This window comes from Listeria weihenstephanensis (assembly GCF_003534205.1).
GTDB lineage: Bacteria > Bacillota > Bacilli > Lactobacillales > Listeriaceae > Listeria_A > Listeria_A weihenstephanensis.
On record NZ_CP011102.1, the window covers coordinates 1,991,254 to 2,008,876 of the forward strand.

15 protein-coding genes and 1 other annotated feature (1 of these 16 cut by a window edge) are annotated in these 17,623 nt (G+C 39.7%); all 15 genes read right to left on the reverse strand.

What is annotated here, in order from left to right:
- Positions 1 to 92 (reverse strand) — a binding site (T-box leader); it reaches 143 nt to the left of the window's first position.
- 75 nt (positions 93 to 167) lie between these two features.
- Positions 168 to 1,091 (reverse strand): primosomal protein DnaI, encoded by a 924-nt coding sequence (gene dnaI / locus UE46_RS09665; RefSeq protein ID WP_118907577.1) that lies wholly within the window; start codon positions 1,089 to 1,091, stop codon positions 168 to 170.
- A 5-nt stretch (positions 1,092 to 1,096) separates the two neighbouring features.
- Positions 1,097 to 2,503 carry a replication initiation and membrane attachment family protein gene (locus tag UE46_RS09670; protein ID WP_118907578.1) on the reverse strand — a complete coding sequence of 469 codons (1,407 nt, stop codon included), beginning with the start codon at positions 2,501 to 2,503 and terminating at the stop codon, positions 1,097 to 1,099.
- Between the two features lie 16 nt (positions 2,504 to 2,519).
- Positions 2,520 to 2,984, reverse strand: a complete 465-nt coding sequence (gene nrdR / locus UE46_RS09675; protein ID WP_036061692.1) for a transcriptional regulator NrdR — start codon at positions 2,982 to 2,984, stop codon at positions 2,520 to 2,522.
- Positions 2,985 to 3,037: 53 nt separating this feature from the next.
- On the reverse strand, positions 3,038 to 3,634 hold the full coding sequence (gene coaE, locus UE46_RS09680) for a dephospho-CoA kinase (RefSeq protein ID WP_036061690.1): 597 nt from the start codon (positions 3,632 to 3,634) through the stop codon (positions 3,038 to 3,040).
- 9 nt (positions 3,635 to 3,643) lie between these two features.
- Positions 3,644 to 4,465, reverse strand: coding sequence for a DNA-formamidopyrimidine glycosylase (gene mutM / locus UE46_RS09685; RefSeq protein WP_036061688.1), 822 nt, complete (start codon positions 4,463 to 4,465; stop codon positions 3,644 to 3,646).
- 21 nt (positions 4,466 to 4,486) lie between these two features.
- Entirely contained in the window at positions 4,487 to 7,114 is a 2,628-nt protein-coding gene (gene polA / locus UE46_RS09690; protein WP_036061686.1) for a DNA polymerase I, read from the reverse strand.
- A gap of 159 nt (positions 7,115 to 7,273) precedes the next feature.
- Complete coding sequence (gene icd / locus UE46_RS09695; RefSeq protein WP_036061684.1) at positions 7,274 to 8,542, reverse strand: NADP-dependent isocitrate dehydrogenase; 1,269 nt, start codon at positions 8,540 to 8,542, stop codon at positions 7,274 to 7,276.
- A gap of 14 nt (positions 8,543 to 8,556) precedes the next feature.
- The gene (gene citZ, locus UE46_RS09700) at positions 8,557 to 9,678 is read right to left on the reverse strand and encodes a citrate synthase (RefSeq protein WP_036061683.1); all 1,122 of its coding nucleotides are present in this window, start codon (positions 9,676 to 9,678) and stop codon (positions 8,557 to 8,559) included.
- 60 nt (positions 9,679 to 9,738) lie between these two features.
- On the reverse strand, positions 9,739 to 10,200 hold the full coding sequence (locus UE46_RS09705; protein ID WP_036062017.1) for a DUF441 domain-containing protein: 462 nt from the start codon (positions 10,198 to 10,200) through the stop codon (positions 9,739 to 9,741).
- Between the two features lie 123 nt (positions 10,201 to 10,323).
- Positions 10,324 to 10,704, reverse strand: a complete 381-nt coding sequence (locus tag UE46_RS09710; RefSeq protein ID WP_036061682.1) for an FxsA family protein — start codon at positions 10,702 to 10,704, stop codon at positions 10,324 to 10,326.
- A 347-nt stretch (positions 10,705 to 11,051) separates the two neighbouring features.
- Complete coding sequence (gene pyk / locus UE46_RS09715) at positions 11,052 to 12,809, reverse strand: pyruvate kinase (RefSeq protein ID WP_118907579.1); 1,758 nt, start codon at positions 12,807 to 12,809, stop codon at positions 11,052 to 11,054.
- Positions 12,810 to 13,047: 238 nt separating this feature from the next.
- Positions 13,048 to 14,007 (reverse strand): 6-phosphofructokinase, encoded by a 960-nt coding sequence (gene pfkA / locus UE46_RS09720; protein WP_036061678.1) that lies wholly within the window; start codon positions 14,005 to 14,007, stop codon positions 13,048 to 13,050.
- A gap of 236 nt (positions 14,008 to 14,243) precedes the next feature.
- Positions 14,244 to 15,212 carry an HNH endonuclease family protein gene (locus tag UE46_RS09725; protein WP_118907580.1) on the reverse strand — a complete coding sequence of 323 codons (969 nt, stop codon included), beginning with the start codon at positions 15,210 to 15,212 and terminating at the stop codon, positions 14,244 to 14,246.
- Entirely contained in the window at positions 15,205 to 17,286 is a 2,082-nt protein-coding gene (locus tag UE46_RS09730) for an AAA family ATPase (protein ID WP_036061674.1), read from the reverse strand. Before UE46_RS09730 ends, UE46_RS09725 begins: the two co-directional genes overlap by 8 nt.
- 45 nt (positions 17,287 to 17,331) lie before the next feature.
- Complete coding sequence (locus tag UE46_RS09735; RefSeq protein WP_051492993.1) at positions 17,332 to 17,622, reverse strand: hypothetical protein; 291 nt, start codon at positions 17,620 to 17,622, stop codon at positions 17,332 to 17,334.
- Position 17,623 lies beyond the last annotated feature (1 nt).

Below are 17,623 nucleotides of genomic sequence, written 5' to 3' on the forward strand. Positions count from 1 at the left end.
CACTTTATTGGCTAATTAGGAGGGTCTCAGCAATGCCTCCTTCTCTGTGAATCAGACACAAAATAAAATGTTGTCCTTATCAATACTTGTTTCATCATTACTTGTATTATAAATCGGATTGCTTGAAATGGCAAGCTTTACTTGAAGCAAATTTCAAAATACGATTTCTAATACCTGCGATTACGTCCGTCAAGCTCTACCTCTTTGGCTAGATAGCGCACTCGCTCCATGATTCTACGTGCTTTCATCCGTTCTTCATTTCCGTTATTTGAGAACATTAAATGATTCTCTAAATGCTCCATACTGTAGTTGGAAGAAAAAAAAGTCGGTAATTCTTCCTGCATTCTGAATTGTAAAATAGCACCAAGTACTTCATCACGAGTCCATGTTGTCATGGATTCTGCGCCTATATCGTCCAACATCAGAATTTCTGTTTCTTTCGCGAATTGAATCTTTTCACCAACGCTATTATCCGCGATAGATTGTTTGATTTCACGCATGAATTCAGGTAAATAAACAAGTGTTGTGGAGATTCCTTTTAGGGCTAAATCCTTCGCCATGGCACCAAGCAAATAAGATTTTCCCGTTCCAAAACTTCCATGAATATATAAGCCTTTTTGCATACCGGTTGAACCTTTTTGGTACGTGCTCAGGAATTCTCCTGCTGCTAAAAATGCCGCACTGCGCGATTCGTTGTCTATTGTGAAATCATCCATTGTTGCTTCCATGATTTGTTTCGGCATATACAAAGAACGAATTCGTTTTTCGATAGCGCGCTGTCGGTCCGCTTGTATTTTTTCTTCTGTTGGATAATAAGTTACCGTAATGTAATCACCATTCAGACTTAGACGAGGCGCATAACCAGGCATTAATGTGTCTTTCTTATCTTGGTATTTTTGATGCTCCGTCATGAATTCGTACAGTTTCGATAAGTTTTGATTAATAATCTGCTCATTGATGTCCTCGTTATTTGCTTTTAAGAAGTCCTGAACTGGACTATAGGCGAGAACTTGTTGTTTTAACGTTTCATATTGCTTCTCAAAATCACGACCTTGGAATAGTTGGCCAAGTGTGCGTTCAATTTTATCCATCTTTGTCACCTACCTTCTTTTAAGCGTTTTTTCATTTCTTCTACTTGCTTGTCGAGAGTTGACTTTTCACGGCTTGTCATTGCTTTTTCAACAGGTTTGACCTCTTCTTTATCGAACCAGTCTGGCAATACTTCTTTTCGACCTTGCTGTTTATATTTATTATTTTTATTGCGGTAATCTGTTGGTTCTTTCTTCGTGCCTTCTTCTTGTAGTTTTTTATATTTTTCATGTTCTGCCCAAGCCATTTCCATCGCTTCTTTTGCCGTTTGCACTTTTTTACGTTTCCAATGGGCCGCAATGGTTAGCATGAAGTTTTTCGCGATTTTACCGTCTAAACGCAACAATACGTACTCGATTAATACGTTCATCACTGGGATTGGTAGGTTTTGTTGGTTCATCACTTCATCGATGATTTTCAAATCGGTTTCGGCGGGAACTGCTCCGTCACTTATGTCGATGAGTAACTGATATGGCGTGACTCTGTCTAGATAGGCTTGGAGCGCTTCGATATCAGAGGCATCTTCTGGCCTTGTTATTTGCTCAGCTTCTTCTTTGTTAACATTTTGCTGCGTTTTGGCTGTTAATTCTGGTAAACGATTATGCTGCAATTGGTAGCCATCTCGAACAATTTTGCGCAAATAATCCAAATCGAGCGAACCATCCGCTTGTACAGAGCGATATAAATAATGCACCATATCGAGCTCTTCGACGGCATAAATGGCATGGAGTTTCAAAATACACGCGCGAACTTCTTCGGTTATCGCATTGCGGGATAACATTGTTGGCGATAAACTCTGGAGCAATACTGCAAAATCAAAGGTCTTGTCGTCGAGGGTAACCCCCTGTGATTTGGCGCGACCAATCGGCTCACCGTTCGTTACGGCACTTACGGGATGCTCGCTACCATTAAACGTCTCAAAAACATCTTGGAACGAACACGTCACCTCATCGAATCCTTCTTCTGACATCGGCTCATCGGAAAAGAAGCGGCGTAAGCGTTGGTATTGCGCATTACCAATTTTGCTGTATAAATAAATATTTAAAAGGCCATCTGAGAAAAATTGTTCTGGCGAAAGCGGTGCTGCCATTTCATATATGTAATGTCGGGATTCACCTGTCGTTCGCACGAAACTACGTAACAAACCCAATCCCTCCAATTTCAATCGTGCTTGGAAAAGATTAGCTAAACTGATTCCGAGTAGATTTAATAATTGGCTGTGACTATGACTTTCTGACCACAGCCTGTTTTCTTCCACTTCTGTAACGAGTGTGTCGTAAAGCGCTAGACATTCCGCGCCCATGAGTGGCTGATACAAGAAGGTCATAATTTTGCGATCTTTTTCTGATAGGACGCCATTCGCTTTTACTTGATAGCTATCTACCGGTTGTAATTCCATCCAAAATTCTGCCACTCTACTCCACCTTTCTTTATTCATGTCTTGTTTTATTCATCAAATCTTTTAATTCATCTACAAAAACACTGATATCTTTGAATTGACGGTACACGGAAGCAAAACGAACGTAAGCTACTTCATCGAGTGTTGCCAATTTATCCATCAATTTTTCTCCGATTAAATGAGAGGATACTTCACTTTCTCCGTCACTTCTTAGTTCACGCTCGACGCTATTTACAACGTCTTCTAGCTGCTCTACGGAGACTGGACGTTTTTCACATGCGCGGATTAATCCTCGCAATATTTTATCACGCGCAAATTCTTCGCGGACGCCATCTTTTTTGACAACGATCAGCGGGCTCTCTTCTACTTTTTCAAAGGTTGTAAATCGGAAACCGCACGCCTCACATTCTCTGCGCCGGCGAATCGAATTGCCATCATCGGCTGGTCTTGAATCCACGACACGCGAACTATTACTTTTACAAGATGGACATCTCATTGTCACCCACTCCTATTTATCTTATTCGTTTCACTAGTATACCACGACTTCGCTTACTTTAAAAAAGTCTGAACGAGCGCATCTACTTGCTGTTTTGTTTCTTGCAAACTACCGCTATTATCGATCACAGTATTCGCGTGCTTCACTTTCTCGGATAATGGCATTTGACTGGAAATTCTCGCGATTGCTTCCGATTCTGTTGCATTGTTCCGCTCCATCAAGCGTGTTAATTGTGTTTCTTCGTCCACTGCCACAACAACAATGGTATCCACAAGTTTCTCCAGCTTACTTTCGATTAAAAGCGGGATATCAAAGACGATAATTTCTGCACCATTTTCTATTAGCCGATCCCGTTCTGCTAACATCCACTGTTTTACGAGCGGGTGAACGATCGCGTTGAGCTGCTCTCGTCTCTTAGGATCATGAAAAATAATGTTACCTAATGTTTGACGGTCAAGCTCTCCGTTCGCTTGAAAAACTTCTATGCCAAACGTCGCTTCTATTTGACGGGCACCTTCTGTTCCTTTTTCAACGACTTTTCTAGCTGCGATATCCGCGTCAACAATTGGATAACCCGCTTCTTGTAGCATTTGGCTGACAGTGCTTTTACCACTTGCAATACCACCCGTTAACCCGATAATGTAAGCCATTCTTAGCACCTATTTCTGGCATTTTGGGCAAAAATGTGTGCCTCTGCCGTTTAGTTTTATTTTCACGATAGGCGTGCCACATACCGGACATGGGTTGCCTTTTTCGCCGTATACTTGGAGTTTGTCTTGATAGCCGCCGATTTTTCCTTGTGAGTTCACATAAGTTCGAATCGTCGAGCCACCAAGTGCAACTGCTTCTGTCATGATCGCCTTTGTGCTTTCGAAAAGGCGTCTGATTTCTGCGGGTTTCAGCGTATTCGCTGGTCGTTCAGGAAGTACTTTTGCTTGAAAACAAATTTCATCTGCATAAATATTACCGATTCCAGCGACCAAACTTTGATCGAGAAGCACCGTTTTCACCGCGCGTCCTGATTTCTTTAATTTTGTTGCAAAAGCAGTTTTTTCAAACGTATCGGAAAGCGGCTCTGGTCCAAGTTTTTGAATGGATTTGGTGAGGCCTTCTTGACCTTTTAGAACGAGTTCCATCGTACCAAATTTACGAACGTCAAGGTAACGCAATTCAGTACTATCTGTAAAATGGAACGTTACGTGCGTATGTTTATCCACTGGATCCGCGTCTTTATTTAGTCGATACTTACCTTCCATTCGCAAGTGGGACAGAAGCGTACCATCCGTTGTATCAATAAGTAAGAACTTGCCCCGCCGGCGGACTGCTTCGATTTTTTGACCGATCATATTACCAATAAAGATTTCTGCTGGCATACCGACGATCATTTTTGGAACGCCTACAGTCACCTGATCTATTTCTTTTCCTATAACAAGTTCGGCGAGTGTTGCCCGAACATTTTCAACTTCTGGTAATTCTGGCATGTTTTTAACCCCTTACTTGTGTTATTTAGCATCGTACCATGTATTTCCGAACGCGCTATCGACTTTGAGTGGGACAGAGAGCTCTACGGCATGTTCCATCACATCGGGTACGATTTCTTCCAGTTTGGCAATTTCGCTTTCTGGCGCTTCGAAAATCAATTCATCGTGTACTTGGAGCAATAAGCGTGCTTCCAATTTTTCTGAAATCAAGCGATCATTCATCAAGATCATCGCTTTTTTGATAATATCTGCAGCACTTCCTTGGATCGGCGTATTCATTGCCGTTCTTTCAGCAAATCCGCGGACGTTGAAATTACGGCTTGTAATTTCTGGAATATAGCGGCGGCGATGTAAAATCGTTTCTACATAGCCTTTTTCTTTCGCGGAACGCACGATATCCTCCATATATTCTTTCACGGCTGGGTAACTTACAAAATAACGATCGATAAAGTCGCGTGCATCTTTTCTTGTAATGCCAAGATTTTGAGACAAGCCATAATCGCTAATTCCATATACAATTCCAAAGTTTACAGCTTTTGCTTGGCGACGCATGAGTGAATCTACTTCGTCTTGCTCAACATGAAATACATCCATTGCCGTTTTTGTATGGATATCGTAGTCGTGTTGGAACGCGTATTGCAAATTCTCATCTTCTGAAATATGAGCTAAAACGCGTAATTCGACTTGGGAATAATCGGCCGCGAAAATCTTCCAACCTGGCTCTGACGGAATAAACACTTGACGAATTTTACGCCCTTCTTCTAGTCGGATCGGAATATTTTGCAGGTTAGGATCCACCGAGCTGAGTCGGCCTGTTTGCGCCAATGTTTGATTGAATCGCGTGTATACTTTTTGTGTGTCTTTATGTGTTAATTTTAGCAACCCTTCGATATAGGTGGATTGTAGCTTTCCTAACTGGCGGTACATCAAGATGCTTTCAATAATGGGGTGCGATCCTGCTAATTTTTCTAGGACATCAGCAGACGTAGAGTAGCCTGTTTTTGTTTTCTTTTCTGCTGGAAGGCCCAGATTTTCAAATAAAATGACGCCTAGTTGCTTCGGTGAGTTGATATTGAATTCTGATCCAGCGAGTTCGTGAATCGTTTTTTCTAGCTCTTTTAGGCGACCGGCGAGTTCCACTTGCATACCTTCCAAACGCTTGACGTCCACTTTCACGCCATACATTTCCATTTTTGCTAATACTTTGGATAACGGCAATTCAAGATCTTCAAATAGACCTAGTTGCTCGTTATTTTCGAGTGCTGCTCGCATCTTTTTCTCGAGTTCAGAAACAGCGACTACTTTGCGTGCTAAATGTTCTGCGACAATGGCTTCTTCTGGAATAGCGCGTTTGGCACCTTTTCCATACACAAGTTCATCGGTTTTCACGGCATCGTAATCGTGGCTGAGCGCAACACTTGCGAAATCATCAATCGTATCGGATGGGTTTAGTAAGTATGATGCTAACATGATGTCAAAAGTAATACCCTCCACTGCAATATCGAACTTTGATAGGCCAACAATCGTTTTTTTAGCGTCATATACAACTTTTTCTTTCGTCGGGTCTTGTAACCATGTTTTTAGCGCTTTTGATTTTTTTAGAGTTGCTTCATTCGCGAAAAACGTACCCGCCTTGGAGTGAAAAGTAATACCGATAAATGGCGCGGTATGGTAATTATCAGCATCTAATTCGACGTATAATGCTGCCTTATCGCTAAGATGGTTTGCCGTTATTTCGTCTACCATTTCAAAAGAAATCGACGCCAATTCTTTTTCCGGTTCTGTGGATTCACCTTGCAGATTTTTAAGAATCGTTGCAAAACCGAGTTCTTTTAGTAACGGAATCACTTTTTCAATATCATAGCCAGCATATTTTGTATCGGTTACTTTCATTTCGATTGGAGAATCTATATCAATTGTCGCCAATTCTTTACTCATAATCGCGGATTCTTTGTTGTCATTCACTTTTTCTTGGAGCTTTTTGCCTGATATCTTATCAGCATTCGCTAGGACCTCTTCCACCGTGCCGAATTGATGTAAAAGTTTTAAAGCTGTTTTCTCACCGACGCCTGGAATGCCTGGAATATTATCCGATGCATCGCCCATCAAGCCTTTCATATCAATAATTTGCTCTGGCGTAAGGTCATATTTTTCCTTGAGTGTTTCTGGTGTATTTTTTTCCATGTCGGTGATGCCTTTTTTCGTGATATAGACCGTTGTTTTATCGCTGGCCAATTGTGTTAAATCGCGATCTCCCGTAATAACAACCACTTCTAGATTATCTTTTTCGGCCAGTTTTGTCATCGTTCCGATAATGTCATCTGCTTCATAATTGGGCAGTTCGTAACGAGGAATGGAATATGCATCTAGGAGTTCGCGAATGAATGGGAACTGTTCGGACAACTCGCTCGGCGTTTTTTGGCGTCCGCCTTTATACTCTTTATATTGGCTGTTTCGAAAAGTCGTTTTTCCCGCATCAAAAGCCACCAAAACATGATCTGGTTGCTCTTTTTCTAGCACGTTCATAATCATCATCGCAAAACCGTATACAGCATTTGTATATACACCCTTATCATTGCTCAAAAGCGGAAGTGCATAGAAGGCACGATTCGCAATACTATTTCCATCGATTAGTACAAGTTTATTCACAGGGATTCCTCCTCAAAATTTAAAGCTCATTATGTCCATTTTACCATAAAAACAGCGAATACGCCCGTAACAAAAAGCCTGCCTTAGAGCACAAAAAAACCGTTTTTAAAACCGGAGAAAGAAATCCTTCTCTGATTCTAAAATACGGTTTTCCATTACTTAAAAGTTGCGAATTAAAGCATCTGCAAACTCAGAACATTTTACTTCTGTTGCGCCGTCCATTAAACGAGCGAAATCATACGTCACTGTTTTATCAGCAATTGTTTTTTCCATCGATTTAATGATCAGATCTGCCGCTTCACCCCAGCCGATATGTTCCAATAATAGCGTTCCAGAAAGGATAACCGACGATGGGTTCACTTTATCTAAGTTCGCATATTTTGGCGCTGTGCCATGTGTTGCTTCAAAAATCGCATGCCCTGTTAGGTAGTTAATATTCGCACCAGGTGCAATCCCGATACCACCGACTTGAGCTGCCAGTGCATCTGAAATGTAATCTCCGTTCAGATTCATCGTTGCCACAACATCAAATTCCGCTGGACGCGTCAGGATTTGTTGTAAGAAAATATCTGCAATCGAATCTTTCACAAGAATTTTGCCAGCTGCAAGCGCTGCGTCTTGTTTCGCGTTAGCTGCGTCCACACCGTCTGTTTCAACAATGCGATCATATTCTGACCAAGTGAAGACTTTATCACCAAACTCGCGTTCAGCAAGTTCGTAGCCCCACGTTTTGAAAGCACCTTCTGTGAATTTCATGATATTCCCTTTATGGACAAGTGTTAATGATTTACGATTTTCTTTGATCGCGTATTCAATAGCTGCGCGAACCAAGCGTTCTGTTCCTTCTTTAGAAATAGGTTTCACGCCAATTCCTGATGTTTCTGGGAAACGGATTTTATCCACACCAAATTCATCTTTTAGGAACGCAATCAGTTTTTTCGCTTCATCGCTGCCTTCTTTAAATTCAATTCCTGCATAAATGTCCTCTGTGTTTTCACGAAAAATCACCATATCCGTATCTTCGGGACGCTTCACTGGAGAAGGAACGCCTGTAAAATAGCGCACTGGGCGAAGGCACACATAAAGATCTAACTCTTGTCGTAATGCCACGTTTAACGAACGAATTCCGCCACCAATCGGTGTTGTTAGAGGTCCTTTGATCGCAATAAGGTATTCATCAATTGTATCTAACGTCGCTTGTGGCAACCATTCTCCCGTTTGATCGAACGCTTTTTGCCCTGCCAAAACTTCTTTCCAAGCGATTTCTTTTTCGCCATTGTAAGCTTTTGCAACCGCAGCATCAAGTACGCGTTTAGAAGCACGCCAAATGTCTGGACCTGTGCCGTCTCCCTCGATGAATGGAATGACTGGATTATTTGGTGTTTTTAAAGCACCGTCTACTACTTGAATTTTCTCACCTTGTGTCAAATTAATTTCCTCCTCTAGTCCCGTTCTATGACAGGAATATATTCTCGCGATTCTGGCCCTACGTAAATAGCACGTGGACGAATCAAACGGTTATCACGGTATTGTTCAAAGATATGCGCCAACCAACCTGATACGCGACTCATTGCAAAAACGAGCGTAAACATATCATGATCGATGTTTAAAGCATGGTAAACAGATGCGGAGTAGAAATCTACGTTTGGTTTTAGATGTTTAAATTCCCAAACAGCCTCTTCTACTTCTGCTGAAATTTCATAGTATTCTGGCTCGCCTTTTAGCTCCGTCAATTTTTTGGATAGTTCTTTTAAGTGCATTGCACGTGGGTCTCCGCCTTGATAAACGCGATGCCCGAAGCCCATGATTTTTTCTTTGTTGTCAATTTTGCTCTGGATGTATTCGCGAGCGCGCCCTTGTTCTTTAATTTCTTCTAGCATGTCAATCACGCGCTCATTCGCACCACCGTGTAACGGTCCTTTAAGCGCACCAATCGCCGCTGTAACACCCGAATACACATCAGAAAGCGTCGCTACACATACACGCGCTGTGAACGTCGAAGCGTTAAATTCATGATCGGCATGAAGAACTAGCGCTTTATTCATGGCTTCTACCGCAAGATATCCTGCTTCTTCACCCGTTAGCATGTACAAAAAGTTCGCTGCAATACTCAAATCATCGCGGGGTGGAATTGGATCTAAGCCACGGCGAATCCTTGAAAAAGCCGCCACGATGGTAGGCATTTTTGCTTGGAGACGAATCCCTTTTCTGTAAACCGCTTCCCCGTCCTCCATCTCCGACTCTGTATCAAAAACGCCAAGCATGGAAACCGTCGTCCGCAACACACTCATTGGATGTAATTTTTGGTGATTTTGCAATCGTAAGCTCGTAATAATTGTTTCAGATACCGCCATATTTTCACGTATTTCGCCCGTGAACTTAGCTAAATCCTCTTCGTTTGGTAAGCGTAAATGCCAAAGTAAATAAATAACCTCTTCAAATGTTGCGTTGCTTTCCATCAAATCATCGATGCCGTAACCAACATACGTCAACATATCATCTAAAATCGAACTAATCGACGTTTCCGCCACATATACATTTTCCAATCCTCTTGAAACTGTCATCTTTTTTCCCCCTATCAGTCAACAAATTTAGCGTAACCTGCTATGTACTTGTTTATTATATTATTTGAATAAAGCGACTCCTTGCATAAGCACGTAAGCAATTCCTGCCGCAATAACTGGCCCAGCCGCAACGCCCCGAAATAATACGACAGCTAAAATCGTACCAAAAACAAGGGAAACCGTTACTTGTGGGTCTACCGCCATATATCCAACGCCTTTTTTTGCTAAAATCGATACGGCAATCCCCGCAAAAAGTCCAATCCAGCCAGCCGCCGATTTGAACGAGTCGATTAGATCTTTGAAACCGATTTGTCCTGTCGCGATGGGAATCAGGATGGCTACGGTGATGACTGTGACGCCCCAGTTTATGCCTCTTGCTTGGATCAGCTCCATGATTTTGCCGTCTACGTGAAAAAGCCTCAGTAAAATGACGACGGCTACAGCAATGATAAGCGAGTTATTTTTGGCTAGTAATCCGAGTCCGAGAAATAGTAGTAAAAATAGCATGCTTTCTGTGAACAAGAAAAACAAACCTTTCCTTCTGAGAAAATTTCAGATTAGTTGTATTATAACACGTACATACCCCTTCATGTAAAGCGATACTTATTGTATATCAGGAAATAGATAAGAAAATCCAATGACCTATTACTTCATATCGAAATAGGTAAAATTCCCTTGGCTCATTCTGCGTTCTATCCAGCGATTCATAAGCGGTTTTATCCATGACCTGACAAATGGTAGGAAAAGGAGTAATCCGCAGATAGTTGTGATGATACCTGGAATAACGAGTAAAATTCCTGCGAAAACTAAGCAGATTGTGTCGAGTAAATATGGAGACATTGCTTTTCTGTCGCGCATATTTTGAGTGATTCCGCGCCATAAGCGTTTGACGATGAATATGCCAAATGCTGTGGAGGCGATTTGGATAAATAGTAATGGCCAGAAGCCGATCCATTGGAATAATAGGATGTAGGTGATTAGTTCTATTAGGCCGTACGCTGCCCAGTAGTAGATTATTTTCTTCATGGTTGGTGCCTCCTTTGGTTGGTGTGGATTCTTTTATTATAACTTAGTTTGGAGGAAATGAAAAAGATGATGTATGGTGGATTAGAAAAACCAGATCAATGTCCTTTAGGGAAAGGATGGTGATCTGGTTTTATCTCTTGTTTAGCATTTTGTTTGGAGTTAGCACCTCGGTGTTTGGTGTGATGTGAGGCGTTAATTCTTGTGGGGCGTCTTGTTTGGCGCCTTCGGATCCAGCTTCAACAGCCAGCCTCTCGGAAATTTCGTGGCCTCCGCAAAAGTCAAAGAGGACTTTTACTGCGCCCTCTAACAATTTCTGTCGAGGCTAACGGGCTGTTTCAGCACTTCTATTAATGTGTTGCTGTTTTACCGTTGTAAACATTACCTTGGCGTGCGTCGACAGTGATTGTTTCGCCGTCTTTTACTAGGTCTGTTGCGTTTGTTGCGCCTACGATAACTGGAATTCCAAGTGTGATTCCAACTACTGCTGCGTGGCTAGTTAGACCGCCTTCTTCAACGACTACTGCTGCGCTTTTTTCGAATGCTGGTAACATTTCTTTGTCTGTTGTTTTAACGACTAGAACGCCACCTTCTTCAGCTTTTTCTAATGCTTCTTTGTTTGATTTAGCAACGATTGCTTTACCAATAACAGAAGTGGAGCCAATTCCGTGACCTGATACTGCTTTGTCACCGATTAATTGGATCTTCATTAGGTTTGTTGTTCCTGATTCAGTTACTGGAACACCAGCTGTGATGATGATTAGATCTCCTTGTTTTGCAAGACCTGACGCTAGGGATTCTTTTACTGCAAGATCAAACATATCATCTGTATTAGCAATTGGTTCAGCTAGACGTGGGTATACGCCCCATACTAGAGATAGGCCGCGACATACGCGTTCGTTGAAAGTAACCGCTAAAATATGTGATTTTGGACGGTATTTCGAGATCATACGTGCTGTGTGACCACTTTGCGTTGTTGCAACGATTGTGTGTACGTTCAAGTTGCGCGCTGTGTGACCAACTGCTTGACCGATTGCTTCTGTCATATCAGAATTTTGGTGGGCTTTAAGTGCAAATTTATCTTGAGCAACTAGTGCTTCTTCGGCACGTAGCGCAATTTTAGTCATCATTTGTACGGATTCTACTGGATAATCCCCAGCTGCTGTTTCACCTGAAAGCATGATTGCATCTGTACCATCAAAAATGGCATTGGCTACATCACTTGCTTCTGCGCGAGTTGGACGCGGGTTACGTTGCATAGAATCTAACATTTGAGTTGCTGTAATAACTGGTTTTGCAAGCTTATTACATTTTTTAATCAATTGTTTTTGTACAATCGGAACTTCTTCAGCAGGAATTTCAACGCCTAGGTCTCCACGAGCAACCATTAGACCTTGAGAAACTTGTAAGATTTCGTCGATGTTGTCAACGCCCTCTTGGTTTTCGATTTTAGGAATGATTTGAACGTGTGTTGCGTTGTTTTCTTCTAGAATTTTTGTAATTTCAAGAACATCTGTTGCGCGACGAACGAATGATGCCGCGATAAAGTCGATTCCTTGTTCTAGACCGAAACGAATGTCGTTCGCATCTTTTTCTGTAATACCAGGTAGGTTGATTGATACGTTTGGTACGTTTACGCCTTTTTTGTTTTTAAGTACGCCTGGGTTTTGAACTTTTGTTACTAGTTCACGGTTTGCAGCGTCTTTTTCGATAACTTCAAGACCGATTAGGCCATCATCTAAAAGAATTGTCGAACCGATTTCTACGTCATCAAATAGTTCTGTGTATGTTACGGAGAATTTTTCTTTTGTTCCAAGGACTTCTTCCATTGCTACGCGAACAACGTCCCCTTTTGCAAATTCTAATTTACCGTTTTCCATATTGTTTGTACGAATCTCAGGACCTTTAGTATCAAGTAAAATCGCTACTTCTGTTCCTGTAATTTTAACAGCTTCACGAATATTTTTGATACGTGCGCCATGCTCTTCATAATCACCATGTGAAAAATTAAGACGACATACGTTCATACCTGATTCGATTAATTGTACTAATGTTTCCACCGTTTCACTTGCTGGTCCGATCGTACAAATAATTTTAGTTTTTTTCATCTTTTATACTCCTCCTAAGAATACCTATTCATTCATTACTTATTATAAACGCATCCGCTCCATTTTACCAGTAACTTCACTAGTGTATAACAGGCTTTGTGAATCTATGCGCATATTAACTACTCATTTCAAACCTTTTAGGCACTTGTTTATGTAATATTTTCATGCCTGTTTCATTTCAACCCGTATGAAGAGGCTTCTAAGTTATTGGAAAAACCCGAAACCTCTATCGTTGGTATTAAATTGAAAGAATTTGTGCTAAGTCAAACATGTCTTTATCAATCACATGTTTTTCTTTCAAAACTGCGGTAATATCATTTTCGACGATTTTGTTATTTTTGATACCGACAGCGAGTCCGCCACGGTTCTCCATTAATAAATCGACAGCACGCGCGCCTAAACGACTTGCTAGTACGCGGTCAAATGCTGTTGGGCTACCACCACGTTGAACATGTCCTAGAACCGTTACACGTGCATGATAATCGCCATACTCGGCTAGTTGAGTTGCAAATTCGTTACCTGAAATAACACCCTCTGCAACAACGATAATGCTGTGTTTTTTACCACGAGCAAGACCTTTGTTTAAGCGTTCCACAACATCTTCCATCACAAAATTATGTTCAGGGACGATAATTGCTTCGGCGCCTCCAGCTAGACCTGACCAAAGTGCGATATCACCAGCATCGCGGCCCATCACTTCGATGATAAATGTACGTTCATGACTTGTTGCTGTGTCACGAATTTTATCTAGCGCGTCAAGCACTGTGTTTAGAGCAGTATCAAAACCGATTGTAAAATCAGTACCAGAAATATCGTTATCAATCGTTCCTGGGATACCAACTGTTGGGAAGCCACGTTTTGTTAGTGCTTCAGCTCCGTGATAAGAACCGTCGCCACCAATAACAACAAGACCTTCAATACCGAATTTCTTCAACTGTTCGATACCTTTTAGTTGTCCTTCTTCTGTCGCAAACTCAGGATAACGTGCCGAATATAGGAACGTTCCTCCGCGATGAAGTAAATCACCAACAGAACCTAGATCAAGCTTATGAATATCTCCGTTTACTAAGCCTAAAAAGCCGTAATCGATACCATAAACTTCTAGTCCTTCATAAATACCTTTACGAACAACGGCACGAGCCGCAGCGTTCATTCCTGGTGCATCTCCACCACTTGTTAAAACTGCAATACGTTTCATCAAAATCCCACCTCAAACAATGAATATATTTTTTCATCACATGGTTACATTCTACATCACTTTTCCTAAAAATGAAAGCAGGAATCTAGTTCTTTTTTCATGTTTTGTGAAACTTTTCATTAATTCCACCTGCGAATGGTGTATACCAATTCCTTTTTATTAGGAATTGGTATTGGTTTTTTACCCTTTGGTAGAGTATATCAAACATCATATACGAAAGCTGTATCCGTATATTCTCAAAGCTCATAGTTCGAGATTATAACATCTATAACACCCATATCATTCAGTTCTGTCAACACATCTTCATCTTCTTGCTCTTCATAAATTTTAATAGCTTGAGACTCCTTCTCTACTACTTTATTAAATTTTATTAAACTCTTACTATCTTTAATGATAGCCATTTCTAAAATTTTAACTCTAAGCGAATAATGCTCTAATTCCAAACTTTTTTTGGAAAAATATTTGTTTAAAAAATCCTTTGCGCATTCACAATATCTTCGTTTGACTAAATAATTGTCTTTGCTTATTGCCTGCTCGCATAATTTCAAGAATTCCAAAAACATACTACACTCTTTTAAAACACTCTGCTTAATTTCCATTCTTTTAGCATTAAGCTCAGGTCTAGACAACTTACATATACTTATTGTTTTCCATCCCTTTTCTGATTTCCCTTCCAACACTACCGCTTCACTAATCCAACTTTCTTTACAACCAAAGTCATACGAATAATTATCATCAAATCTATAATTTCGGCTAGATATATTAACTAATAATTCTTTCTCTTCCAAAATGTCTTCTATTTCTATTTTTCTCTGACGCTCGTCACTGACTGGAAAATGAGTGTCTTTATTTTCATTACACAATGGACAAGCATATAGCAAATTAGACCATTCAGCAACTAACCAATAATATCCAGGTTTCACTTTACCTGTCAATGTGGTAACAGCAGTCTTTGGTCGAAAATGCTCAATATGAGCATGTGAAACATGTAGAGGTACCTTCGTCCCACAATAGCAACATTTATTCAAAAAGTTTTTTTCTAATAATTCTCGGACTTCTGGATCTTTATAGACACGGAAATGCCCACTTTCCAATTTTTCATTTCTCGATACTCTCAACTTGTTCCTATTCAGTTCAGCGCGTTTCCTCGATCCCTTTCTGTTATGCAGAACTAACGGAGCTCTGCTTCTTGTTATTTTATTCATTTAACCCTCCATCAAGTAGTTTATTAACCAAACTATCAATTCTTTCCTTCATCGAAAGTCCACTTATTTCAAACTCTTTTGTCAGCTTTGCTTCTAAGTAATATTGATAATTCATAGTTTGAGTACTTCCTTGAAAGTTTCTAACCTCTTCTTTAAGCTCTTTTGTAATATCCTCTAATAGATTTTGCTTATTGTTTTCACTCAATCTAAGCCTTTCTATTTCAGAATAAAGGTTACTTATTCGCTCATTTTTTTGAGGATTTGTGTCATATAATTTAAATAAATTTGAATTTAACACCCCTTCCAAAGAAAAATTTGATTGATCCATATATATATCACTCATGGTAAGCTTGCCATCCATTCTCTCTAACCGCAATACCTCAAATGGCTTTAAATTTCTAATTGATAGAGGATTGTGAGAAGTTGTGATAAATTGGATATAAGGAAATATTTTTTTAAATATATCAGAAAGATTAATAATCCAATTAGGATGGAGATGATTTTCGATCTCATCAATTAAGACTATTGCCTGTCCATCAAAGTGACTATAATGATTTTTAATGGTTTTCATAATATCAACTACTAATGCAACCATAGTACCGTATCCATCACTTAATTCATTAAATTTAGCTATCCAATCGTAATTTTTAAAAAATAGAGTTTTCTGCTCTAAATAGATATCTGTTGGCTGCATAAATATCTTTTTCACTACATTGGCAACTGTCTCAAAATCCATAGCACTCAAAGTTGATAAATATTCCTCTGAGTTCACCAATCCTATCCTTGAATCAAATAAATTCTTAATCGAGCTGGGATAGTTACTACTTTCAACATTCTCACCATCCCTCAATCTTGTTGAACCATACCCGATTACCAGTGGGTACTTCCCATTATTATTATTAAAAGTGTAGATGTCCCCAAGTTCTGAAAACACATTTACTTCGTAATCTAGTTCACTTCCAATGATTTGATTACTATATTCAGGATGAACCATGGCTAGGGCGATAGCCTGTAATATAGATGTTTTTCCTGCACCATTTTCCCCCAGTATAGTTACCCAAGGTTTGATTCCTTTTTCAGTCCTAATATTAAATTCGATATCTTTCACAGTTTTATAGTTTTTTATTTGTACTCTATTTATAAATACCGGTTTAATCTGTTCTCCATACACATCTTTTTCCCTTCCAATAGAGAAAAATCCTTTTCTAAAACTATAGACCTCTCCGTTGTTAATCCAATCCTTCTTAGAAACAGCGCTATTGTTATCCTTAATTCGATGCTCGATCACTCCAAATTCTGGATGAGTAACTTCATCTCTGACAATGTTGTCCTCTTTTTTGAATATCTTCGATTTAAAGTTTCTAAGAATTAATTGATTCACCATTCTTTCAATGCTATCATCAAAATACTTTTCACTTTCTAAATAAAATAATTCATCATTTAAAAAACGATACCGTAAAAAATCTATTTGTTCGCAGGCAAAATCATCATTTAAGTCTAAAGGTTTTGATTTATCATAACCTGGAAGGCGCTCTATAAATCTCATTTCTGCACGCGTATCTATGAGGATTCTACGCATTAGTCCATAAACCTCAATTGATACTTTTCCTTTGCGGGTAATTCCAAATAAAGCACCCTCATCTGTATAATTAAAATGCGAGTTAATTTTTGTATTTAAATTCAATGGGTTCAAAAGTTCCCTTTCCCCCTTACTATTTACAGGAAAAATACCTCTTCTATACTTCAAACAATTACCACAAATAACTATTTTGTTTGAAATTAACGATTTATTTCTTTCCAATCTCTCAATATAAATTTGCTCATTAAATGACCAACCTTCTTCTACATCCTTTTTTTCCCACGGATGAAATTTCATTGGGATGAAGTCTGATAAAAAGAGCTCTTCAATTCCTCCACAGAAAGGACATTTTGACTTTACCTCTTTACAAAATATACCAGGAATTGGCAACGGATACTCAATCAAATCTCTACTTTGGTCAATATTTTCATAAGCGAAATAATCTTTCACCATCTGCATATATATTTTCTTACTTTCATTACTAAGAGACATCATTATTAACACACCTCACTTAACTAATTACATTTTTCAAACATAAGCTCATGCTTCATCATATTGAATAACTTCTGGCACTTTTTCCTGAAATTTCTCATCATCTTCAAACGCTATCATTTCAGCATTTTCTGGCACTTCTACTCTGCTCACATGAATTCCATGATTACAGTTTTCACACCAAACAACCATATAACCAACCCGAGTATCCATATTTCCAATATATGCGTAGTCAACTTCTTTTTCGCCACAATTAGGGCATACTAACTTCTCCCGCATCGGTAACATGCTATTAATGGAGTCAATTATTGGTAGCCATCTTCTAAATCTCTGCTTCACT